Raw genomic sequence first — 23,921 nt, forward strand, 5'->3', positions numbered from 1 at the left:
CAAATGTTTAAATTGATTCTTTAATGTGGTAAAGTGTAAGGAGCGTATGAATGCGCTCCTTATTTTAATGTAAAGTATTCAGGAGGTTGTTTAATGAATAATCAAGGTATTGGAACTAAATGTGTTCAGGCTGGCTATACTCCAGGAAATGGCGAACCACGTCAGATTCCTATAGTACAGTCCACCACTTTCAAATATGACACAAGCGAGGATATGGGCAAGCTTTTTGACCTAGAGGCATCTGGTTATTTCTATACAAGATTGCAGAATCCTACTAACGATTATGTAGCAGCTAAGATTGCTGCCTTAGAGGGAGGTAGCGCAGCAATGCTTACATCCAGCGGACAGGCAGCTAACTTCTTTGCGTTGTTTAATATATGCGAATGCGGCAGCCATATCGTAGCATCATCATCTATCTATGGAGGAACCTTCAACCTTATTGATGTTACTATGCGTAAGATGGGGATAGATGTAACATTCGTATCACCTAAGGCAAGCGAGGAAGAGTTAAGCGCTGCCTTCAAGGAAAACACTAGAGCAGTCTTTGGCGAGACTATTGCAAACCCAGCTCTTACAGTGCTTGATATTGAAAAGTTTGCTAAGGTTGCCCACGCACACGGAGTGCCACTTATCGTAGATAACACATTCCCAACACCTGTTAACTGCCGTCCTATCGAATGGGGCGCAGATATTGTTACTCATTCTACTACCAAATACATGGATGGACACGGTGCAGCAGTTGGCGGATGTATCGTAGATTCAGGCAAGTTTGACTGGATGGCACACGCAGACAAATTCCCTGGTCTTTGTACACCTGACGAAAGCTATCACGGCATCACTTATGCTGAGAAGTTTGGCAAGGAAGGTGCCTTTATCACCAAATGTACATCACAGCTTATGCGTGACTTTGGATGCATTCAGTCACCTCAGAATGCATTTATTCTTAACCTTGGTCTTGAATCCCTTCACGTGCGTATGCCTCGCCACGTAGAAAACGGACTTGCTGTAGCTAAGTTCTTAAAGGAACAGCCACAGGTGAAGAAGGTTACATACCCAGGTCTTGAGGGTGACGAATACTACGAAATCGCTCAGAAGTACCTACCAAAGGGCGGCTGTGGCGTCGTATCCTTCGAGCTTGAAGGTGGCCGTGCAGCAGCGGAAAGTTTCATGAAGAAGCTTAAGCTCATTGCCATCGAAACCCACGTAGCAGATGCTAGAAGCTGTTGTCTCAACCCTGCTACATCCACCCACCGTCAAATGTCTGACGAGCAGCTAGAAGCAGCCGGCATCCCAGCTGGACTTATCCGCGTATCCTGCGGTCTCGAAGATTCCGCTGACCTGGTAGCCGACATCGCCCAGGCACTTCGCTAGGAATGCTTTTGCAGCAGCTTGAGAGCTGAGTAAGATTTCAAGGCGCCTGTCTAGAGCTTGCCCTCCCGCCGCCGGCTACACACCATGCACGGATATCATTTGAGCAGATTTGTAGATTATCTTAATGTGAGTAATCTTGCATCTGTAGGTGTACTTACTAAGCTTTTACAATTCGAAGGTAATGTGTGTAGACAGCGGACATATATATAGTTCTACAAGCATGTGTATTAGCAGGATTAAGCCCTGTTGCGTTTGCTATTACATTCGCTAATAAAAATTAAAAAAGCAGGTTTTGAATATATAGCCACCGTGGCACATTCGACATCGTGTCTCAGGTGACCACTTGCGCCGCCATCCTAGCGGCGCATGCCTATATATACAAAACCTGCTTTTTATTTTTCTAAGCTCACTTCAAAGCGAACGCAACAGGGCTTAATCCTGCTAATACACATGCACTCAAATTTTAATTTATGTCCGCTGTCTGCATACTTTACTGATAGAATTGTAAAACTTTGTAAGAACACCTACTAATAAAGATGCAAGATTTCACATTTAGATAATCTAAAATCTGTGATTGTATCCGTGCATGGTGTGTAGCCGGCGGCGGGAGGGCAAGCTCCAGGCAGGCGCCTTATGCTATAGTGGTAGCTCCCAAGCTGCAGCGAAGAGTACGGCTAGCCATAAGTTTATGAAAATCTTATAGTTCTTTGGGGAAATGCATATTTGTTTTTTACCGGGGAAGCTTATATTAAATCTCACCATAGAAAGGAAATGGTGAGATTTTTATGTTGTATGAGAGAGATATTTTTAAACAAATAGTTGAGAGTAAGACGATACTTGTGTATGGCGCTAGTGTGGTGGCAACCCAGGTGGGCCAGTGTTTGATGGATGATCCTTATAATGTGAGGATAGCAGCATTTGTTGTGACCCATGCAGTGGGGAATCCCAAGGTGGTGCTTAAAAGGCCGGTGATTACATTGGAGGTGGCAGAGCAGGTGTTTCCAAAGGATACGCTGGTGATTGTGGCGTGTGTAGAGAAGAATAGGGAATCAATAAAAAATGAACTGGCTAAGTCTGTATTTACAGAAGTAATTTATCTTACATTTGAAAGTGACCTGTGGACTGGGATAAGGGGCAATTATATGCGAAGTCGTTTGGATAACCTGGGGTATCGTTATAGGCTTTTGCAGGAAGAACTTAGGGAGCTTGAGGAAGAGGTAGAAGCTCAAGAAAAGACCATAGGTGTGTATAGGGCAGTGAGCCAGTACGATAAGGAGCTTACGGAGGATATCAGCAATTATGACTGGGAAGATGAGATATTTGTTGGGGCGGCATTGTCAGATAAGTGCAGCTGTAGATTGCGAGATGATGTGGGAGATAACTTCTCTACTGAGAATCGTAAATATTGTGAGCTGACTGCACTTTACTGGCTGTGGAAGAATGCAACCTCAGATTATGTGGGGCTGTGTCACTATAGACGGCATTTTTGCCTGAGTGAACAGGAGAGGGCTAGATTGTTGAAATCGGATATCGATGTGGTGGTGACAGTTCCGGTGATGAATTACCCATGTGTCCTGGAAATCTACGAAAGGGATCATGACCCTGATGATTGGAAAGTGATGAAAAAGGCGATTATGGTTAAGCAGCCAGATTATCTGTTTGATATTTTGGATTATTGTAATAAGCATTGTATTCCAAAGGAAGATGACTATCAAAATAGGTTTTTGGGCTTTTTAGGAGAGAGGTTGCTTACTGTTTATATGCTGCATCACTATGATGATTTTAAGATAGCAATAGCGGATAAGCATTTTGTAGAGTGAGGTTAGAAATGGGGAATGAAAGAGAGCAAGTGGTGTATATCGCAGGAGCATCATCGCGAGCTAAAACAGCAAAGGGGTATATAGAATATCTGTCACCTAATACAAAAGTAAGGGCATTTTTGGTGTCCTGGGAAATGGATGATAATCCAACTGATATAGAAGGTATACCTGTTGTATCAATATCAAAAGAAGAGATTGAGAAAAATGGAATAGACCAAAGAAATCCTGTTTACATCGCTACCCGTGGAGTTAATCAAGCTAAGCTTGAAGCAGAGCTTAAGGAACTTGGGTTTATAGATGTGAGGCCGATTGACGTACATCTTGATTCGTATATGCGAGATGAATATGTTAAAAGAAATTTTGCGGCAACAGGAAAACCATTTATATTGCTGGAAAATCTAAGTGATGGTGGAGCAAGAAATGCCAGTATTATGGGAAAGATTTATGTGGCAAGCTCAGTGCATGATTCTGCTTTGAGGGATGATTATACCTTGCAGATAAATGAGGAAGCCTTGCAGGTTGGTGTCAGTATGACAAAAGAGCGCCTGCCAGGCATAGAAAACCTTGATAATTCCGGAAAGGGAACAGAGAACATATCATCTTTGAATAGCCAGTTTTGCGAGCTTACAGGGCTGTACTGGATATGGAAAAACACTACAGAAGATTACGTGGGACTAGCCCATTATCGTAGGCATTTCTTACTTCCGGATAACTGGATTAGGTTGTGCGATGCCAATAATATTGATGTTATTTTGCCAGTGCCCCTTTTCGTTTCGCCGAGTGTGGAACAGGACTATCGCATCAGGCATGTATCAGAGGACTGGGACATATTGATGAATTATTTCAGAACAAGCCTGCCTGATGAATATGATAAGGCAAAAGATTTTTTTGCAGGTAATCTTTATAGCCCTTGCAATATGCTGATTGCAAGAAGAGATGTGCTAAATGAATTGTGCCAGTGGTTGTTTAGTATCGTATTTACGGTATATAGAAGAGTAGGAGATAAGCCAGATAGATATCAGAGACGATATCCCGGGTTTATGTCAGAAAGATTAATATCTTATTTTTTCGATAGCAGAAGAGATAGATACAAAGTGGTTTATGCAAACAAGAACTTTTTGAATTGAGGAATTATATGAAGTTGGAATTAAACGCATCTATGATGTGTGCTGATTTTGGAAGTCTTGCTTCCGAAATCAATTTGCTTGAGGAGGCAGGAATTGACTCCTTTCACATAGATATAATGGATGGCAGATTTGTGGACAATTTTGCCATGTCATTATGCGACCTGAGATATATTGCCAGGGTCACAGCAAGACCCTTGGATGTTCATCTCATGATTGAGCATCCAAGGGTGCATATTGAAAAATTCTTAAAGCTAATCAGACCAGGAGATACAGTATACATACATGCCGAATCGGAATACCACCCATCTACAACTCTTAACAGAATAATAGAAGCTGGTATGGTGCCTGGAGTGGCTATTAATCCTTGTACCAGCATAGAGTCTGTTAAGGAAATTGCATGTATAGCAAAGAAGGTAATGGTGATGATGGTGGATCCTGGCGAGGCTGGCAAGCCCTATCTGCCATTTGTAGCGGACAAGATTAAAAGGTTAATTGATTTGAAAGAAAGCCTGGGGATAAAGATATATTTAGATGGAGCGTGCAATGATGCAAGGATTCTTTCCTACGCAAGATTAGGTGTGGACGGTTTTGTGCTGGGAACAAATGCCCTGTTTAACGGGAACAGAGATTATATAAATAAAATGGAAAATCTTCGCAATTTGGCGAGATTATAATGCAGGACTACCCCCCTTTGCATTTTTTGACAAATAGATATATAGTATTCTTGGCAGAAATTTGTAAGGGGAGCAAAACAATGGGAGACAAAGAGAAAAAAGAAAATAGTATTAGTATCAATAAGCTGCTGACACAGGCATTGTTCAAGCAGTATCCGCTGATGATTCTCGGTAATCTGACCAAGAATACATACAGCTTTTTGACCTACAAGGATTTTACATCCACAAAGTGTAAAGTGGCAGGCACTTTTGATGACCTAATTGAATCAGGTGCTTCTACAATGCACGAAATGGATAGAGAGCTTTTCAAAAATACCTTTTCACGTGAAAACCTTCTCCATGAATATGAAAAGGGTAAAGACAAGGTTGAAATCAGAGTGATTCAGGAAGGCGACGACGGAGTCCTCCGCCGTGTGGAAATCACAGATTACTTCGTAACTGATGAAGACAGTGATGATATTATGGTTGTGTCACTGAATAGAAATATGTAAAAGGCTTCCCCCCTCTGGGGGAAGCTGTCACCGCAGGTGACTGATGAGGGGCTCAAAACAGAGGTCCAGTGGACCTCTGTTTTGAGCCGACCGGAGCGGCAGCGGAGAAGAAGCCTAATTAGCTCTTCACCACCGCTACACCATATCCCTTCAATACCAACGTCCCAGAGACATTCTCACCTGTCAACAATTCGACCCCTGCTACATCTTTTACAGTAACATCCTCAGTATTTCCATTAAGATAGAAATCATATTTAGCATCATCTGCAAAACGTGCATGCTTCTCCACTCCAACTGGTAACTTCGTATATGCGATACCAGCATGCTCTAACATTTCCCTATATAGGAATTCAATATCGTTTTGATTAGTGCGGCATGCTACGTAATAAGCAAAGCCATCACCGTATGAATTACGTGTAATTGCAGGCTTTCCTGCTACATAATCACCATCATATCTTGCAAGTACTTCCGCAGTAACATCCCTTAACAATTCCTGATAATCGCATACAGGTGCAGAATATGAAGGCTTACCAGCCTTATCGATAATGCTGATGCTGTTTTTGTCCTCTGGATAAAGGGTATCGATTTCTTCTGAGCGAAGACCAAACACATCTGATAATCCGTCTCCTGGGAATCCACCAAGGTTTGCGAGCAAGTCCTTATTAACATATCCGGTGAAGTAAGTGCTCATAAACTGACCGCCATTTCGCACGAAATCAGCAATCTTTTCACCAACACCATCATGTAGCACATAGAGCATCGGTGCACAGATAATCTTGTAATCGCTCCAATCCATGTCAGATGAAATGATATCTGGCTCCACACCAAGGCTCATAAATTCGTTGTAAATGCTAATACAGGTTTTGTCAAAGTTCTTAGTGTCTTTGGCAAGAGCCCAGGCATCATCAATAGCCCAGCGATTGTCCCAGTCAAACAGGATAGCAACCTTGTTGTCAGATAGTGCGCCGGCAACTTCTGAAATGGTTTTAAGGTCAGTACCAAGCTTAGCAACCTCCTTAAATACCCTGGTATCATTAGTTCCAATGTGGTCGATGACAGCACCATGCCACTGTTCAGAAGAACCACGACTTTTTCTAATCTGGAAGTATTGAACAGTGTCAGAGCCTGTTGCAATAGCCTGCATAGAAATAAGCTCATGCATGCCAGGACGTCTGTATTTGTTGTAAGGTCTCCAGTTTACAAGGCCAGGAGCAGATTCCATCATCATAAATGGCTGATCCTTTTTCATACTTCTAAATAGGGCATGGTTGAAGCTGCGTTCCAACAGATGGTCAGCGTCTGTCTGCCAGCTGTTGTGCATTTCAGGATAGTTGTCCCAGCTGATTACATCTATGAAATCCTTCATATAATGGTAATCGTAATCGTAGAACATCTCCATAAAGTTTGTGGTAGTAGGCTCCTTGGCACCAGCACTGCGAAGTGTATCAATCTCAAATTTCATGAAATCAGTTGCAGACCAGGTAGAAAATCTCTTCCAATCTAGGTTCAGTCCTAACACGCAGTTTTCACCATTTTTGTATGGTGGGTCAATCTGATCAAAGCTGTTAAATTTGTGAGACCAAAATGTAGTCCACCATGCCTTGTTAAGCTTTTCAATATCATGGTCATATCTGTCCGCAAGCCATTGCTGGAACTTTTTGCGGCAGGTGTCGCAGTAGCAATATCCGCCAAGCTCGTTAGAAATGTGCCACATAAGAAGACCAGGATGACCTGCAAATCTCTCTGCCAAGGCTGAATCCATAATGCGAACCTTCTCGCGATATTCTGGGGACTGCATACAATGATTGTGACGCACGCCGTGGTGATTTCTCACACCCATTTCATCGCAGCGCATAGCAGATGGATATTTTTCATCAAGCCATGCTGGACGGGCTCCAGTTGGTGTGGCAAGCACAGTGTAAATGCCATTTTCGTATAGCTCATCCATAATTTCGGCAAGCCAATCAAAGCTAATCTGCCCCTCCACTGGCTCATGCACAGACCATGAGAAAACACCCATGGTGACGGTGTTGATGCCAGCCTCCTTCATATACTCAATATCTTTTTTTAGAATATCAGGTCTATCAAGCCATTGCTCAGGATTGTAATCTCCTCCGTGCAAAAAGCCTTCCACCTGTGGAAATAATTTATTAGTTTTCATATCTTCAATCTCCTTACGTAGGCTCCCCCCCCCCTTGAGGGTTGCTAGGCTCCAGTGGAGCCTGTTTAGCAACGACCGAGCCGGGAGGCGAGAAAAGCTGTCAGCGTAGCTGACTGATGAGGTGTTATAAAAATCCTACCACATAAAAAGTGCGAAAACGACTAAAAAAAGAAGAAATAATTTATATTTTCGACCATCATCATTACATTGATTATCTCCCCCGCATACCTTATAATTAAGTAAGATTTTTGCAGCTAAGCTGCGCTGCTCTTTGGAGCTTAGATTGGAGAATAAATGAAATACATTAACACACTTAATGAGGGAGACAGAGGAACAGAAACATATCTTTGCAAAAAGAAGACTGCAGGTGTTTCCAAGACAGGAAAGGCATTTGAGTCACTTACATTATGTGATAAGACAGGTACAATCGATGCCAAGATTTGGGATGTTGATTCAGAGGGAATCAGCGATTATGATGAGCTTGATTTCATCACTGTCACAGGTGATATCACCAGCTGGAATGGCGCATTGCAGTTTAATATAAAAAGGCTTCGCAAGGCCAACCCAGGGGAATTTGAAATCACAGATTACATCCCAGCCAGCAAAAAGGATGTAAATGTTATGTGGAGCGATTTGATGGCGCTTATTAATTCCATCAAGGCCCCATACATGAAGGCTTTGCTTAAGAAATATTTCGTAGATGACAAGGATTTTATCGAGGCATTCAAGGCACATTCTGCTGCTAAGTCAGTTCATCATGGATTTACTGGCGGCTTGCTTGAACACACACTTTCAGTTGCTACTAACTGCGATTATTTCAGCAAGCAGTACCCATTTTTAGATAGAGATTTGCTTATCACAGCAGCTATTTTCCATGACATCGGAAAGGTTAGGGAGCTTTCAGACTTCCCTCGCAACGATTACACAGATGAGGGGCAGCTTTTAGGTCACATCTATGTAGGTGCTAACATGGTAGACCGTGCCATCGATGATATCCCAGGCTTCCCTGAGGTAAAGCGCAAGGAGCTTATCCACTGCATCTTATCTCACCACGGCGAGCTTGAATTTGGTTCACCTAAGAAGCCAGCTATTGCCGAAGCTATCGCACTTTCTTTTGCAGATAACATCGATGCAAAGCTTGAGACTATCTACGAGGCACTTGAAAATGTTGATGAAAACAATCTTGCATGGCAGGGCTTCAACCGCCTGCTTGATTCAAACATCCGTAGAACAGGAAAGAATTAATGAATAAGAATGATATTGTAAGACTTACAATTGAAGATATGTCCCTAGAGGGCGCAGGAATTGGTCACACAGATGGTGTGACCATTTTTGTCAAAGATGCGGTAGTAGGAGATGAGTGCGACGTCATTATTACCAAGGTGAAAAAGACCTACTGCTTCGCAGCTTTGAAGGAGGTAGTGGAGCCTAGCCCATATCGTGTTCAGCCAGCCTGCCCTAATGCTAAGCAATGCGGCGGCTGCCAGATTATGCAGGTGGCTTATGATAAGCAGCTTCAGATTAAGGACAACATCGTTGCTAATAACCTCGTAAAGATTGGTGGATACGACCGGGCTTTTGTAGATAGCATCCGTGAGCCTATCCTTGGAATGGCTGACCCTCTTCGTTACCGCAACAAGGCCCAGGTGCCTATCGGCGTGGACAAAGAGGGCAATATTATTGCCGGTTTTTACGGAGCTAGAAGCCACAGAATTGTTCCATCTAATGATTGTAAGATTTGCTCTAAGAAGAGTATGGATATCGTATATGCGATAATTGATTATATGAATGAATGTGGTATTTCACCTTATGATGAGGTGAGTGGTAAGGGGTTAATCCGACATGTCCTTGTTCGTGAGGGTAAGGCTACAGGTGAGACTATGGTTTGCGTGGTAGTAAATGGAGATTCACTGCCGAAAGTGGATTCACTTGTTTCTCACGTGAAAACCGTTGAGCCTTCTCTTGCATCACTGGTGCTTAACATCAACACTCGCCGTGACAATGTCATAATGGGCTTTGAGACTAAGGTGCTCTACGGCAAAGAAGCCATCCGCGACAGCATCACTCTTACAAACGGTGATACCATTTCCTTTGACATCAGCGCTAATTCCTTCTATCAGGTTAACCATGACCAGATGGAACGCTTATATAGTAAGGCTTTAGAGTATGCTGATTTGCATGGAAGTGAGGATGTGTGGGATTTATACTGCGGAATCGGAACCATTTCCCTTTCAATGGCAAAGCACGCAGGCCGCGTCATCGGTATTGAGGTAGTGCCACAGGCCATCGAAAACGCCAAGGCTAACGCCAAACTTAACGGATTAGATAATGCAGAATTCTACTGCGGCGAAGCAGAAGTAGTCCTTCAGGAAATCTACGAAAAGATGTCCCACCCAGATGTAATCATGGTAGACCCACCTAGAAAAGGCTGCGACGTAGTTGCCCTAGATACCATGATTGCCATGGCACCTAAGCGTATCGTCTACGTCAGCTGCGACAGCGCCACTTTGGCCCGCGACCTGAAGCATTTGGAAGAAAACGGCTACCATTTGCAGAAGTACACCGTCTGTGATCAGTTTGGTCATACTATGCATACAGAAACTGTGGCATTACTTTCTAAGAATTAGTTACAAATTATATACTTCATAGATGTAAAAGTTGATTTTGCCTAGATGGGCACCTTCTAGTGTGAAGGTGCTCATTTTATTATGACTGATGAGGAAGTGGAAGAACTTTCAAGGTGCAAAACTTTCACCTTGAAAGATGATGAAAGAGGGGAACTCGCGATTAAGCAAAGTAGAGCGTTAGTAAGAACATTTAAAAAGATGAAAGATTACATTGTTTCTAATGAAATCTTTGATAATTTTATTAGTACGAAGACCTTACAACTACTTGCACATGCAAAAGATGGAGTCAAATTTGTTCAACAGGCTAGCAGCAATCAAATCGACAAAATGAGTATAAAAAAGCCCCTTTTTGAGAAAGTCAAACTTTTATCTATGCCATATCACCTCATAGACAAGCAAATGTGGTATAGTAAAGTATGACTTTGGAAATATTCACATATAAGATACTCATTTTTGATTTTAGAAAGAATATTGAGTATCTTTTTTGCAAAATTCACTCTAGAGATACTAATTTTGAAATAGGGCTTCAGGCGGGAGGCGTCACAAAAAAAAAATAGACATTTTATCAAGGGCGTGAACCTTAGATAACAACAATTCAACATAAAGGAAGCAAGCGATGGCACAGTACATTTTATCTGCAAATGAAATGCAGGATTGTGACAACAGAACAATGACAGAGCATGGTATTCCTAGCTTAGTGCTAATGGAGCGGGCTGCCATGAAGGTGATGGAGGCTATAGGTGAGGAGTATCCAGAAGCTTACAAGTTTGCAGTGGTGTGCGGACCAGGCAATAATGGTGGTGATGGTGTAGCTGTGGCAAGAATGCTTTATCAGAAGGGCTGCAGGGTGAGATGTTTCACACTTGGCGATTCTGACAAATACACAGACCAGCTAAAGCAGGAAATAGCTATAGCAGAAAGTTATGGTCTTACTATAGAAAGCACCTTTGATGAAACCGCCATAGCACAGGCAAACATTACCATAGATGCCATGTTTGGAATAGGCCTTACCAGAGGCTTGGCAGGTGACTACGAAAAAGCAGCAGTTATTATCAATGAAAATGCAAATAAGGTGGTTGCTGTGGATATCCCATCAGGATATGATGCAAATTGTGGAAAGCTCCTTGGCAATACTGGTATAAAGGCTGATTTGACGGTTACATTTGCCTACATGAAAAAGGGGCTTTTGCTTGCTGATTGTAAGGCGGCTGCTGGAAAGATAATTACAGCAGATGTTGGCATATATTTAGATGAGCCAAAGGACAAATACGATATCATCATAGACGATACAATTTTGTCCCAAATCAGACCTCGCCCTATAGATGCCAACAAGGGCAGCTGCGGAAAGCTTCTTGTTATTGCAGGAAGTGAAAACATTTACGGTGCATGTTACCTGTCAGCCAAGGCTGCCTTATCATCAGGCGCAGGCCTTGTAAAAATTTATACTCACAAAAATAACACAGAATCCATCAGGCAAAATCTACCTGAAGCTATGTTTTTAGGATATAATGAATACAACGAGGATGAGCTTTTAGCTCAGCTAAAGTGGGCTGATACTATACTTATAGGACCAGGTCTTGGCACGGACGAAGTATCCATTGATATTTTCAAAAAGACTATAGAAACCGTTACAAAGCCTATAATAATAGATGCTGATGGAATTAATCTTGCAGCAGCAAACTTGACACTTCTTAAGCAGGCGGCAGCAAGAACCACAGTGATTCTTACACCACATCTTAAGGAAATGGAAAGGCTAACTGGAACAAAAGTAGCCGATATAAATATCAATCAAGAGCAGGTGGCTAAGGATTTCGCCCTGGAATATGGATTGGTGGTAGTGCTTAAAAATCACACAACCATTGTTACAGATGGAAAGCATGTAAGCTATATAGTTAGCGGAAATCAGGCACTGGCTACACCAGGGTCTGGAGATGTGTTAGCAGGTCTTGTGGCATCCTTGCTAGGACAAGACGCTTTAGAAATAGAAAAGCCCCTGGCAGAAACAAGAGAGTGTACCATAAAAAAAGCTCTTCTTACTGCAAGTGCAGCAGCGTATATTCATGGTAAAGCTGGACAAAAGGCATCCACCATTTATGGTATCAGAGGTGTTTTAGCAAGTCACATCATAGATAGTTTTGAAAAAATATAATAACAAATGTATGGGAGGAAACATGAAGAAATCATTAAAAAGGGGAATTAGCTTAATACTTGGCTTGTCAATGGCATTAGCTCTATTTACAGCTACAACATTTGAATCGGAAGCAAAGACCAAGAAAATTCAAGCTAAAAATAACATAGTGGTGGTATTAGATGCAGGTCACGATACCACACATTTGGGCTGCCATTATGAGAACTTCGAAGAGGGATTAGCAAATCTTTATATTGCATATTACTGCAAGCAGGAGCTGGAAAGATACAGTGGTGTTACGGTTCAGATGACAAGATACACCTTAGAGTGTCCTTATGGGGCAGACCCGGATTCGGCTAACACCTGCTTGAAGTCTCGCGTAGACTATGCCAAAAATGCTAAGGCAGATGTGCTCATTAGCCTACATAACGATTATGATCCTGATTTAGACAAATCCCAAAGCGGTTCTAAGGTAATTATTCCAAATCCAAATTACAAGCCTCAGATGTATCTACAGGGAACACAGCTTGGTCAGTCTATTCTTTCACAGCTTACTGCCACTGGTCTTACTGTTAACAACTGGAAGCTCTGCCCAAATGGAACAGGAATCGTCACAAGAGATTCTGGCTCAGGCAAGTATCCAGATGGCAGCGCCAAGGACTACTATGCACTTATTAATCAGTCTAAGTCTGCAGGCATTCCATGTATTATTGTAGAACACGCTTTTTGCACAAACGATTCAGACAGGCTAAATCATTTAAGCACACCAGAACAGTACCAGCAGCTTGGCATTGCAGATGCCACAGGTATTGCCAACTATTATGGCTTGAAGCTCAAGAAATAGTCTAAACAACCTAAACAAAACGGGGGAAGATGCATTGACTAAACAGCGGATTTTTAACATTATCCAAATCGGAAATAAGAATGATTTCACAAGCAGATTGTTTGATGTTTTTATAACAATAACAATCCTATTAAACATAGCTGTAATGGTGCTTGAAACCTTTAGTCAGTTATCAGCATTTTTCCCTGTAATGGATGTGATTGCACTTGTTACAATCATCATATTTTGCATTGAATACGCCCTAAGGATCTGGACTGCAGACTTGCTGTATCCTAATTTAAGCAAGCCTAGGGCAATCCTTAAATTTTTAATATCCTACGATGGCATTGTAGATTTATTTACAATCTTGCCATTCTTCTTTTTATCAGGATTTATCGCATTTAGAATCCTACGTGTAGTACGTATTTTTCACCTGTTTAGAATCAACGGACAGTATGATTCCTTCGCAGTTATATTTTCGGTCCTAAGAGAAAAGAAAAATCAGATTTTATCCTCAATGATAATAGTGCTAATACTTATGTTAGCAAGCTCCATAGGTGTTTACTACGCAGAGCATAATGTTCAACCACAGGTTTTTGAAAACGCATTTTCTGGAATATGGTGGTCTGTCTCCACCCTGCTTACAGTAGGCTACGGAGATATTTATCCAATCACCGTAATGGGCAGAGTGATGGCAATATTCACAGCATTCCTAGGTGTAGGTGTGGTTGCCATCCCTACTGGTATCATTAGCGCCGGCTTCGTGGAGCAGTACAGCAGGGTAAAGCAGCAGGAAAACTTTGCCAAGGACGAGCATGTTGACTTGCTTACCGTCAAAGTAAATGACGCCCACTGCTGGAATGGCCTAAAGATTGAAGCCGTTGGTACTCCTGAACATTTTATCCCAGCTATGGTTCTTCGTGACACTGAGGCCATCCTTCCAACTCCCGAACTAACCCTGCAAGCTGGAGACACAGTAGTACTTGCCACAGATATGTACTTTACAACCCCTCTCTAAAAAAAACGGGTTGACAGATAATGATTGAAGTTGTACTATGAGGTCAACTTAATAAAAGATAGAGGTTGCGAGAAACATTAGTAATCTCATTGATGGGACAGGCCCAAGTGATATGAGATAAAAGGGGATTTCGCCGAAGGAGAGCATCGACTGCAGTTGCTTGTCCTGGGCATACGGATAACATCCGTATGACTGTCATCTGTAAACATTTTGAAATACGAAGTGTTTTAAAATGTTTACCTAGAACTGCTCATCGCCGTAGGCGATTATCAAATAGCAGTTCTTCCGAATAAAGATGGGGAGCTATCATACGTATCGTAAACGCTAAGCTACTCATTTTATTGTGAGTAGCTTTTTTATTATTAAGTGAGCCAGTAATAGACAAGCTCTTGGTGTTACTTAAGTGAAGCATTCTAAGCTGAACGAAGTAATACCAAGGCTTGTATATGTAACTGGCGGATTATAGTTAATTAGGAGGAGAAAAATGAGTATATTTACTGGCGCAGCCGTAGCAATCGTTACACCATTCAATGAAGACACAACAGTTAACTATGAGAAGTTAGATAAGCTTATTGAGTACCAGATTGAAAATGGCACAGATGCTATTGTTATCTGTGGTACTACTGGTGAAGCATCTACACTTTCCCATGAAGAGCATATCGATGTTATTAAGCATTGTGTGAAGACAGTTAATAAGCGCATTCCTGTTATCGCAGGCACAGGCTCTAATAGTACAGATACTGCAATCTACCTTTCTAAGGAAGCTGAGGCAGCTGGTGCAGATGCCCTTCTTCTTGTAACACCATATTATAATAAGGCTACACAGGGCGGATTGTATGTGCATTTTAAGGATACAGCAGATGCAGTAAACATCCCATGTATTCTTTATAATGTGCCAAGCCGTACGGGCTGTAACATCCTTCCAGAGACTGCTGTAAAGCTTGCAAGGGATGTTAAGAATATCGTTGCCATCAAGGAAGCTACAGGAAATATCAGCCAGATTGCAAAGCTTATTCAGCTTGCAGATGGATGCATTGATGTGTATTCAGGAAACGATGATCAAATCGTTCCTATTATGTCCCTTGGAGGACTTGGCGTTATATCAGTGCTTTCAAATGTAGCGCCAAAGCAGACACATGATATGTGCCAGGCTTGCTTAGATGGAGATTTTAAGAAGGCTGCAAAGATGCAGCTTGAGGCTTTGCCTCTTATTAATAGCCTGTTTTCAGAGGTTAACCCAATTCCTGTTAAGAAAGCACTTAACCTGATGGGATTTGAGGCAGGCACACTTAGAAAGCCACTTACCGAAATGGAAGAGGCTCATGCAATAATTTTAGAGGAGAACATGAAGGAATATGGAATTTACTAATACTATCTGGTCTTTATTGCCACCATTAATCGCAATTGTACTGGCACTTATCACAAAGGAAGTATACTCATCACTGTTTATCGGTATACTGTCTGGCGGATTATTGTATGCTGGATTTAATATCACACAGGCCATGGAGCACATCTTTGTAGATGGCATGATTGGTCAGCTTTCTGACAGCTGGAACGTAGGTATTCTTACATTCCTTGTAATCCTGGGAAGTATGGTAATGCTTATGAATAGAGCAGGTGGTTCGGCAGCCTTTGGTAAATGGGCAGTAACCCATGTTAAGACTAAGGCAGGAGCACAGGTTGCTACAATCGTCCTTGGTATGCTTATTTTCATCGATGATTATTTCAACTGTCTTACAGTTGGTTCGGTTATGAGACCAGTCACTGATAAGCATGGAATCTCACGTGAAAAGCTGGCTTATTTAATTGATGCTACAGCAGCTCCAGTGTGTATCATCGCACCTATTTCATCATGGGCTGCAGCGGTAACAGGCTTCGTAGATGGAGCAAACGGCCTTACACTTTTCATCAGGGCCATCCCTTACAATTTCTACGCACTGCTTACACTTGTAATGATGTTTAGTATCACATACATGAATTTTGATTATGGCTCAATGAATCTTGCAGAGCTTAAAACTATTGCAGAGGCTAAGCATAAAAAGAAGAAGGACGCAGCTAGCCTTACAGGTGCCGAGGATCAGCCTCATCCACCAATCTCTGAAAGAGGTAAGGTAATTCATTTGGTACTTCCAATTGTGGCGCTTATTATTTGTTGTGTAATCGGAATGATTTACACAGGTGGATTTTTCGAAGGTGCCAACTTTATCGATGCATTCTCAAATTCAGATGCATCAGTTGGACTTGTTTATGGTTCAGTGGTAGCACTTGTTATTACAATCATTTTCTTCCTTGCAACAAGGGTACTTAGCTTTAATGAATGTATGAATGCTATTCCAGAAGGCTTCAAGAGTATGGTACCAGCCATTCTTGTTCTTACATTTGCATGGACACTTAAGTCTATGACTGATTCACTGGGTGCTGCAGAGTATGTGGCAGGAATCGTAGCAAATATCGCAGATAACAGAGCACTTATGAGCCTGCTTCCAGCACTTGTATTTGTAGTTGGTATATTCCTTGCCTTTGCTACAGGTACATCATGGGGTACATTTGGTATTCTCATTCCTATCGTAGTAAATGTTTTTGGCGGTGATGTTAATAATGAGCTTATGATTATTGCCATTTCTGCATGTATGGCAGGAGCTGTTTGCGGTGATCACTGTTCGCCAATTTCAGATACCACAATCATGGCGTCTGCAGGTGCTGAATGTGACCATATTAGACATGTAAGTACCCAGTTGCCTTATGCTATTACAGTTGCTATCGTGTCACTGGTTGCATACATTATTTCAGGCTTTGTTAGAAATTGGGCAATTTGCCTTATCATCGGTATAGTGCTTATGATTGGAACATTGCTCGTAATAAAAAACATTTCACAGAAGAAAGTGAAGGCTTAATGTGTTAAAATCTCCTTAGAGTTTTTCTAAGGAGATTTTTTTAATGAAGAATATTAAATACCTAGTGCTTGATGTAGATGGCACTCTTACAGATGGACATATATACATGGGACAGGATGGTGAGATTATGAAGGCCTTCTCTGCAAAAGACGGCTACGGCATTTGCCATATCGGTATGCCAAATGGAATCACACCTGTTATCATCACTGGCCGCACCAGTAGGATTGTAGAAAACAGAGCAAAGGAGCTTGGCATCACAGAGATTTACCAGGGTGTAGGTGACAAGTTTGCTAAGCTTACAGAGATATTGGAAAAAAACGGGGTGGAGCTTTCTAGGTGCGCATACTGCGGTGATGATATGAACGATTATGATTGTATGAAACGCATCCAGGATGCCGGAGGATTGGTAGGCTGTCCAGCTGATGCCTGCGATGAAGTTATAGAGCTTGCAGATTTTGTTTCAAAAAAAGATGGTGGCAGAGGGGCTGTTAGAGAATTTATAGAATGGTTGGTTAAATAATGGACGCAAAAAGACAAGGCTTTGAAATTACAGGGACAGATTTAAAATTTATAGCAGTTATCACAATGCTTATAGACCATATTGCTGTGGGAATTGTGGCAAATATGGTGCGGGCTGGGATTGAGCCATTTTCATTTATTCAGACAATAGATTTGTATCGTCTCATGCGAAATATAGGTCGCATGGCTTTTCCAATCTATTGTTTCATGCTAGTGGAAGGATTTATACATACCCGCAATGTAAAAAAATATGCCCTAAGATTATTGTTTATAGCTGTTATTTCAGAGATTCCCTTTGACCTTGTTAGTAGCGATACTTTTTTTACCCTTGAATATAATAATGTGTTGTGGGAGTTGCTGCTTGGCTTAATAGTTCTTTATGCGATTGCAGAAATTGATAAAAAGCAGCTAACAAATAAGCGTACATACTTTTTCAGGTGTGCTGTAGTATTAATAGGCATGGCAATTGCTTATTTTACCAATCTTGATTATGGGGAAGGCGGTATCTGCTGCATTGCAGTTATGTACACTTATGTTGCTAATGGCAAACAGAAATTAGACAGGTTAATTGCTTTTGCTTTAGGGGTAGTGATTCTTATATTACTATCAGGGGCGACAGAAGTGTGGGCATTTCTTATGCTTATTCCAATGTATTATTACGAGGGAAATAGAGGATTAGATAACAAGGCACTTAGGCTTTTCTTCTACCTTTTCTATCCGGTTCATCTTTTAGTTTTGGCACTGATTGCAAATCTTTTAATTTCGTAGTAGACGAATAGAAAGATTTGTGATAGGATATTGAAAGTTTGAGTATATTTAAGGAGGAAATGTATGAGAGAACATGCACCAATCAAAGATGCCTCGACACTAGGCAGACCAAAAATGTTGATTTTAGGGCTTCAGCACTTGTTCGCGATGTTTGGAGCGACTATTTTAGTTCCTATTTTGGTCAACAATTATTTCGAAGGGCAAGGCCTTTCAATTCAAGTCACTTTATTTTTCGCCGGTATCGGTACCTTATTTTTCCATCTTTGTTCAAAGTTCAAAGTTCCCGCTTTTCTTGGTTCATCATTTGCTTTTCTTGGCGGATTTCACACAGTTGCTAATTTAAATACAGGAATTTTCAAAAACATGACAATGGGAGAAAAGCTTCCATATGCATGTGGTGGTATCGTAGTTGCAGGTCTTCTTTATCTAGTACTTGCAGTAGTTATCAAAATGGTTGGTATTAAGAAGGTTATGAAGTTCTTACCACCTGTTGTCACAGGTCCAATCATCATTTGTATCGGACTTTCACTTGCGCCATCTGCTATCACAAACGCATCGCAGAATTGGCTTCTTGCTATCATAGCTCTTGCAGTAGTTATCGTATTTAACATCTGGGGCAAGGGTATTTTCAAAATCATTCCAATCCTTATGGGAGTAGTAATTTCATACGGATGTGCACTTATCTTTAATGCACTTGGCATGACAAATGCTGATGGTAGTGCAATATTTGATTTTGCATCAGTAAATCAGGCTGCCTGGGTAGGCTTGCCAGATTTCTTCATCTGCAAATTTGATTTGTCAGCAATCCTTGTAATGGCACCTATCGCCATAGCTACTATGATGGAGCATATCGGTGATATGTCAGCAATCTCTGCAACAGTAGGGGAAGATTTAGTATCTGACCCAGGTCTTCATCGCACACTTATTGGTGATGGACTTGCAACAGCACTTTCAGCAATGTTTGGCGGTCCTGCTAACACCACATACGGAGAGAACACAGGCGTACTTGAGCTTTCTAAGGTTCATGATCCTAAGGTAATCAGAATTGCAGCAGTATACGCAATTGTGCTTTCCTTCATTCCTAAGATGGCTGGTATCATCGGAACAATGCCTAGTGCAATTGTAGGTGGAATAAGCTTCATGCTTTATGGTATGATAAGTGCAATAGGAGTTAGAAATGTTGTTGAGAATAAGGTGGATTTCACACAGTCAAGAAACCTTATTATTGCAGCAGTTATCCTTGTATCAGGCCTTGGTTTTTCAGATGGTCTTACATTTACAGTTGCTGGCACAGATATTACACTTACAAGCCTTGCTATTGCTGCAATCTCAGGAGTTGTGCTTAATGCAATTATTCCTGGTAGAGATTACGAGTATGGCGCTATGGATACAGTAGTTCCTGCAAGTGACAAGTTTAAAAATGCAGAAGAAATACAAGCTTAAATTTGTAGAATCTTTTGTTGGCCCTATACTGCCAGCAAGAAATTAAAAATATAAGTTATACAAAATAGGAGGTATCTAATGGAAAAGTTAGATAACGTAGTAGAGTTAACACATCCTCTACTTCAGCACAAAATTACAATGCTTAGAGACAAGAATACTGGAACAGCAGAGTTCAGAGCTCTTGTAGAAGAAATAGCTATGCTTGAGGCTTTTGAGGCTCTCAATGATTTACAGACAGTTGATATCGAATGTGAGACACCAATTGAGAAGTGCATGGCACCTGTAATTGCAGGTCGTAAGATGGCAATCGTTCCAATCCTTCGTGCAGGTCTTGGTATGGTTAATGGTATTCAGCAGCTTGTTCCTACAGCTAAGATTGGTCACATTGGTATGTATCGTGACGAGGAGACACACATTCCACACGAATACTACTGCAAGCTTCCTAGCCCAATCGAGGAGAGACTTATTGTTGTAACAGATCCTATGCTTGCAACAGGTGGTTCAGCTATCGACGCTATCAGTCTTATCAAGCAGCACGGTGGTAAGCGTATCAAGTTTATGGCTATTATCGCTGCTCCAGAAGGAGTCCGTGCTCTTCACGAGGCACATCCAGACGTTCAGATTTATGTTGGTCACATCGACCGCGAGCTTAACAGCGATGCATACATCTGCCCAGGTCTTGGCGATGCTGGAGATAGAATCTTTGGTACAAAATAATATAAAACACTTGGAACATCCAGGCGGGCTATCAAGAACGATAGCTACTGGATGTTCTTTTTTATGCTGGAATATCTGCGCAACAACTGCGCAAAAATGTGGGGTTTTAACAAAGAATTTTCTTGGAAATCGTTTGTAATGTCAATGGATTTTACGGGATTTAAAGTGCTATATTATCACTTGCAATCGGTTGCGACCAGAAGAAAATTTAAGGGAGGGTATAGAATGAAGAGAAGAAGTGTGTTTGTACGTGCACTTAGCGCATTTTCTATGGTGTCTGTTGTTCTTGCACAGATGCCGATAATAGCAAATGCAGAAGAAGAAGAAGAAAAGACTTGGAAGAAAACAGATTACATTGAAAATGGTGATTTTGAGAAGGGTGATTTAACCGGGTGGACAGTGACAATGCCAGATGATGATGGCGAAAATGTCGGCTCAAAAATAAAGGTAGATGAATGGGCCAGCAATAATAAAACTAACATCTTTAATTACTGGAATAACAATTCTGATGGGGCAGAGCTTTCTTTGTCTCAAACAATTAAGAATCTACCTGTGGGCTCCTACAAGCTGTCCTTTGAGGCTGATGGTGCAACCAGCCAGTCTGGAATGACAGTCAGCATAGCAGGAGAAAAAATCGATGTTGAAACTACAGGCTGGGATTCATGGAGTACATTTACAACAGAGGAATTCACAGTTGCGGATAAAGAGGATATTACAGTTAGCTTCAGTGGAAAAGTTGAAAGTGGCTACTGGGGCGATGTGGACAATTTTGTATTGTACGCATTAGAGGACTCTTCAGCAGAGGAACCTGGCCAGGAAGAAACAGAGGAAACTGAACCAGTTGACTCAGAGATAAATGTAGAAAAGGTAGCAGGCTGTGATGACAATTTCATTACAGGTGTGGACGTAAGCTCATATCTATCTGAGAAAAATAGTGGAGTAAAATACTATGATTTCGACGGCAATGAGCTTAGCAATCAGGGCTTCTTTGACTTCTTGCATGATTGTGGAGTCAACTATGTGAGAATCAGAGTTTGGAACGACCCAACAGATGGCAACGGCAATGGCTATGGTGGCGGAAACTGCGACATCGACACTGCTGTTAAAATCGGTAAATGGGTTACAAATGCAGGAATGAAGGTACTTATTGATTTCCATTATTCTGATTTCTGGGCAGACCCTGGCAAGCAGACTGCACCAAATGCTTGGAAATCTATGTCTATAGATGAAAAGACTGAGGCAGTAGAAGAGTACACAAAGGACAGTCTAGACAAGCTTATTGATGCTGGCGTAAATGTTGGCATGGTGCAGATAGGTAATGAGACCAACAATGGCGTGGCAGGTGAAAAGACTTGGGAGAATATGTCAAAAATCTTTTCAGCAGGTAGCAAAGCTGTAAGAGAGGTTTCAGAGAATCTTGACCATGATATCTTGGTAGCCGTTCATTTCACAAATCCTGAGACCAGCGGAAGATATGCAGGCTATGCTAAGAAGTTAGATGACTATGGCGTTGACTATGATGTGTTCGCATCATCATACTATCCTTATTGGCATGGCACTTTAAGCAATCTTAAAAGTGTTCTTTCTAATATAGCAGACACCTATGACAAGAAGGTCATGGTTGCAGAAACATCTTACGTCCACACACTTAAGGATGGAGATGGTCATACAAATACTGAATACGAAGGCAAGTCCGGAGATGCACTAAACTTCGACATCTCTGTTCAGGGCCAGGCAGATTCAGTTCGTTCAGTAATCGACACAGTTGCATCAATCGATGATGGTATCGGCGTGTTCTACTGGGAGCCAGCTTGGATTCCAGTAAAGGCTTATGATGCAGATGCCGAGGATGCAGCAGATGTGCTTGCTGGCAATAAGGAAGCCTGGGAAAAATACGGCAGTGGCTGGGCATCATCTTATGCCGGCGCTTATGATAAGGATGCTAAGGATTGGTACGGCGGTTCCGCAGTAGACAACGAAGCATGGTTCGATTTCGAGGGCCACGCCCTTGCATCAGCAAAGATTTACAGCTATGTTCGCTCAGGTGCAAAGGCTCCACTTTCAGTTATCAGAATAGACGTGGATGCTGTGACAGCAGAGCTTGGAGATGAAGTGGCTCTTCCTGAAAATGCGACAGTAGTATATAACGATGGTTCAAAGGTAGATGTAAAGATAAGCTGGGATGAAGAAAAGCTTGCAGAGGCTGTGAATGCTGGTGCAGGAGAATATGAAATCCCAGGTACTGTAGTGGTTTCAGAGGAAACTAAGGATGTAGTATGTAAGCTTACTATCAATCCAAAGAATCTTCTTGTTAACGGAAGCTTTGAGGATGGCAATAAGGCTTGGACTATCAGCGACATCAATAATTCAGATGGAAATAATGGTGTAGCTATTCAGGCAGATTCTTCAAATGTCAGAACAGGTGAAATGAGCCTTAAGTTCTGGGACAACGAGGAAATCTACTACACAGTAGAACAGAAGGTTACTGTAGATAAGGGCGTTTACAAGCTTGGCGCCTTCGTTGAAGGTGGAGATTGCGGTGACGCAGCTGAGTTCAAGCTTTACGCAGTTGTTGGTGATAACAATCTTTCAACAGACACAGGCGTAACAGGCTGGCAGAACTGGGCTAATCCAGAGGTTACTAATATTATCGTAAATACGGATTCAACAGAAATCACTGTTGGCGTAAGTGTCAAAGCTGCAGCAGGCGGCTGGGGTGCATGGGATGACTTCTATCTTTACAAGACAGGAGATGTGTCATCAGAAGAAATCGGTGGTGAAGATAATCCTACACCTACACCTGGTGATGACCCGGTAATCGATGATCCAGGTACAGGCAATCAGGATGACCCAGCAATCGACGACCCTTCTGAGGATGATAACAAGGATTCTGACCACAAGCAGGAAATCGAAAAAGCTGTTCAGCAAATCGTTAAAGTTGTAGATACATTTGTAAAGCAGGTTGTCATTCCAGTAATCAAGGAAATTACAAAGGTTGTTAAGAAACTCTTTGGTTGGTTTAGATGGTAAAATTATGCGGTGGTAAGCTCAAAGCTTACCACCTTTTTCTATAGTGGTTCCTCTTTACCACTGGGATAAGAAAAAAGTGAAATCCAGTGGTAAAAATGTGATGGGATTACCACTGGGATAGAAGAAATGTAAAATCCAGTGGTAAAAAATTGATGGGATTACCACTGGAAAGTCAAGTCCATATTTGTGTGTAAATTCATCTTTCAGTTAATATTGTATTCCTCAGGCCACTCTCATTTTTATGAGCTCCTTTTGTATTTTATTGAGGTTATCGTAGTACTCCTGCATGTCAAAAAGCCTCTGAGCTACG

Annotated in this window: 19 protein-coding genes and 1 riboswitch; of the genes, 18 read left to right on the forward strand and 1 reads right to left on the reverse strand. The window is 41.7% G+C overall.

The annotated features are described in order from the left end of the window. Nucleotides 1–93 precede the first annotated feature (93 nt). From IJ535_RS02385 to IJ535_RS02405, 5 genes are all read left to right on the forward strand, one after another. Nucleotides 94–1,371: an O-acetylhomoserine aminocarboxypropyltransferase/cysteine synthase family protein gene (locus IJ535_RS02385; protein WP_294298335.1), complete on the forward strand. Its 1,278-nt coding sequence runs from the start codon at nucleotides 94–96 to the stop codon at nucleotides 1,369–1,371. 785 nt (nucleotides 1,372–2,156) lie between these two features. Further along, a complete protein-coding gene (locus IJ535_RS02390) occupies nucleotides 2,157–3,191 on the forward strand; it encodes a DUF4422 domain-containing protein (RefSeq protein WP_294298338.1) in 1,035 nt (344 codons plus the stop codon). Between the two features lie 8 nt (nucleotides 3,192–3,199). Continuing rightward, on the forward strand, nucleotides 3,200–4,318 hold the full coding sequence (locus IJ535_RS02395; RefSeq protein WP_294298342.1) for a DUF4422 domain-containing protein: 1,119 nt from the start codon (nucleotides 3,200–3,202) through the stop codon (nucleotides 4,316–4,318). An 8-nt stretch (nucleotides 4,319–4,326) separates the two neighbouring features. Further along, nucleotides 4,327–4,992, forward strand: a complete 666-nt coding sequence (locus tag IJ535_RS02400) for a ribulose-phosphate 3-epimerase (RefSeq protein ID WP_294298345.1) — start codon at nucleotides 4,327–4,329, stop codon at nucleotides 4,990–4,992. A gap of 80 nt (nucleotides 4,993–5,072) precedes the next feature. After that, a complete protein-coding gene (locus IJ535_RS02405) occupies nucleotides 5,073–5,483 on the forward strand; it encodes a hypothetical protein (protein WP_294298348.1) in 411 nt (136 codons plus the stop codon). A 118-nt stretch (nucleotides 5,484–5,601) separates the two neighbouring features. On the opposite strand, the gene IJ535_RS02410 is transcribed toward IJ535_RS02405, so the two are convergent. After that, nucleotides 5,602–7,644, reverse strand: coding sequence for a beta-galactosidase (locus tag IJ535_RS02410; RefSeq protein ID WP_294298350.1), 2,043 nt, complete (start codon nucleotides 7,642–7,644; stop codon nucleotides 5,602–5,604). Nucleotides 7,645–7,938: 294 nt separating this feature from the next. Between IJ535_RS02410 and IJ535_RS02415 the strand changes: the two genes are divergently transcribed. The 13 genes from IJ535_RS02415 to IJ535_RS02475 all read left to right on the forward strand — a co-directional run bounded on the left by IJ535_RS02415 (nucleotide 7,939) and on the right by IJ535_RS02475 (nucleotide 23,611). After that, entirely contained in the window at nucleotides 7,939–8,889 is a 951-nt protein-coding gene (locus IJ535_RS02415; RefSeq protein ID WP_294298353.1) for a 3'-5' exoribonuclease YhaM family protein, read from the forward strand. Continuing rightward, the gene (gene rlmD / locus IJ535_RS02420; RefSeq protein WP_294298356.1) at nucleotides 8,889–10,271 is read left to right on the forward strand and encodes a 23S rRNA (uracil(1939)-C(5))-methyltransferase RlmD; all 1,383 of its coding nucleotides are present in this window, start codon (nucleotides 8,889–8,891) and stop codon (nucleotides 10,269–10,271) included. The genes IJ535_RS02415 and rlmD overlap by 1 nt, the downstream gene beginning before the upstream one ends. Before the next feature lie 81 nt (nucleotides 10,272–10,352). Further along, entirely contained in the window at nucleotides 10,353–10,691 is a 339-nt protein-coding gene (locus tag IJ535_RS14220; protein WP_442961358.1) for a hypothetical protein, read from the forward strand. A 196-nt stretch (nucleotides 10,692–10,887) separates the two neighbouring features. Further along, nucleotides 10,888–12,420 (forward strand): NAD(P)H-hydrate dehydratase, encoded by a 1,533-nt coding sequence (locus IJ535_RS02430; RefSeq protein ID WP_294298358.1) that lies wholly within the window; start codon nucleotides 10,888–10,890, stop codon nucleotides 12,418–12,420. 22 nt (nucleotides 12,421–12,442) lie between these two features. Then, nucleotides 12,443–13,243: an N-acetylmuramoyl-L-alanine amidase gene (locus IJ535_RS02435; RefSeq protein ID WP_294298361.1), complete on the forward strand. Its 801-nt coding sequence runs from the start codon at nucleotides 12,443–12,445 to the stop codon at nucleotides 13,241–13,243. A gap of 34 nt (nucleotides 13,244–13,277) precedes the next feature. Then, entirely contained in the window at nucleotides 13,278–14,240 is a 963-nt protein-coding gene (locus IJ535_RS02440) for an ion transporter (RefSeq protein ID WP_294298363.1), read from the forward strand. A 51-nt stretch (nucleotides 14,241–14,291) separates the two neighbouring features. Then, a riboswitch (Lysine riboswitch) is annotated at nucleotides 14,292–14,476 on the forward strand. A gap of 248 nt (nucleotides 14,477–14,724) precedes the next feature. Further along, nucleotides 14,725–15,609, forward strand: coding sequence for a 4-hydroxy-tetrahydrodipicolinate synthase (gene dapA, locus IJ535_RS02445; protein WP_294298366.1), 885 nt, complete (start codon nucleotides 14,725–14,727; stop codon nucleotides 15,607–15,609). Then, on the forward strand, nucleotides 15,596–17,134 hold the full coding sequence (locus tag IJ535_RS02450) for a Na+/H+ antiporter NhaC family protein (protein WP_294298369.1): 1,539 nt from the start codon (nucleotides 15,596–15,598) through the stop codon (nucleotides 17,132–17,134). The genes dapA and IJ535_RS02450 overlap by 14 nt, the downstream gene beginning before the upstream one ends. A gap of 43 nt (nucleotides 17,135–17,177) precedes the next feature. Further along, nucleotides 17,178–17,654 carry a KdsC family phosphatase gene (locus tag IJ535_RS02455; protein ID WP_294298372.1) on the forward strand — a complete coding sequence of 159 codons (477 nt, stop codon included), beginning with the start codon at nucleotides 17,178–17,180 and terminating at the stop codon, nucleotides 17,652–17,654. Further along, nucleotides 17,654–18,421, forward strand: coding sequence for a TraX family protein (locus tag IJ535_RS02460; protein ID WP_294298375.1), 768 nt, complete (start codon nucleotides 17,654–17,656; stop codon nucleotides 18,419–18,421). Before IJ535_RS02455 ends, IJ535_RS02460 begins: the two co-directional genes overlap by 1 nt. A 63-nt stretch (nucleotides 18,422–18,484) precedes the next feature. Further along, nucleotides 18,485–19,864: a uracil-xanthine permease family protein gene (locus IJ535_RS02465; RefSeq protein ID WP_294298378.1), complete on the forward strand. Its 1,380-nt coding sequence runs from the start codon at nucleotides 18,485–18,487 to the stop codon at nucleotides 19,862–19,864. Between the two features lie 78 nt (nucleotides 19,865–19,942). After that, on the forward strand, nucleotides 19,943–20,581 hold the full coding sequence (upp, locus tag IJ535_RS02470; RefSeq protein WP_028242216.1) for a uracil phosphoribosyltransferase: 639 nt from the start codon (nucleotides 19,943–19,945) through the stop codon (nucleotides 20,579–20,581). 225 nt (nucleotides 20,582–20,806) lie between these two features. Then, the gene (locus tag IJ535_RS02475) at nucleotides 20,807–23,611 is read left to right on the forward strand and encodes a glycosyl hydrolase 53 family protein (protein WP_294298388.1); all 2,805 of its coding nucleotides are present in this window, start codon (nucleotides 20,807–20,809) and stop codon (nucleotides 23,609–23,611) included. Nucleotides 23,612–23,921 lie beyond the last annotated feature (310 nt).

It is taken from the genome of Pseudobutyrivibrio sp. (assembly GCF_017471675.1).
Classification (GTDB): domain Bacteria; phylum Bacillota; class Clostridia; order Lachnospirales; family Lachnospiraceae; genus Pseudobutyrivibrio.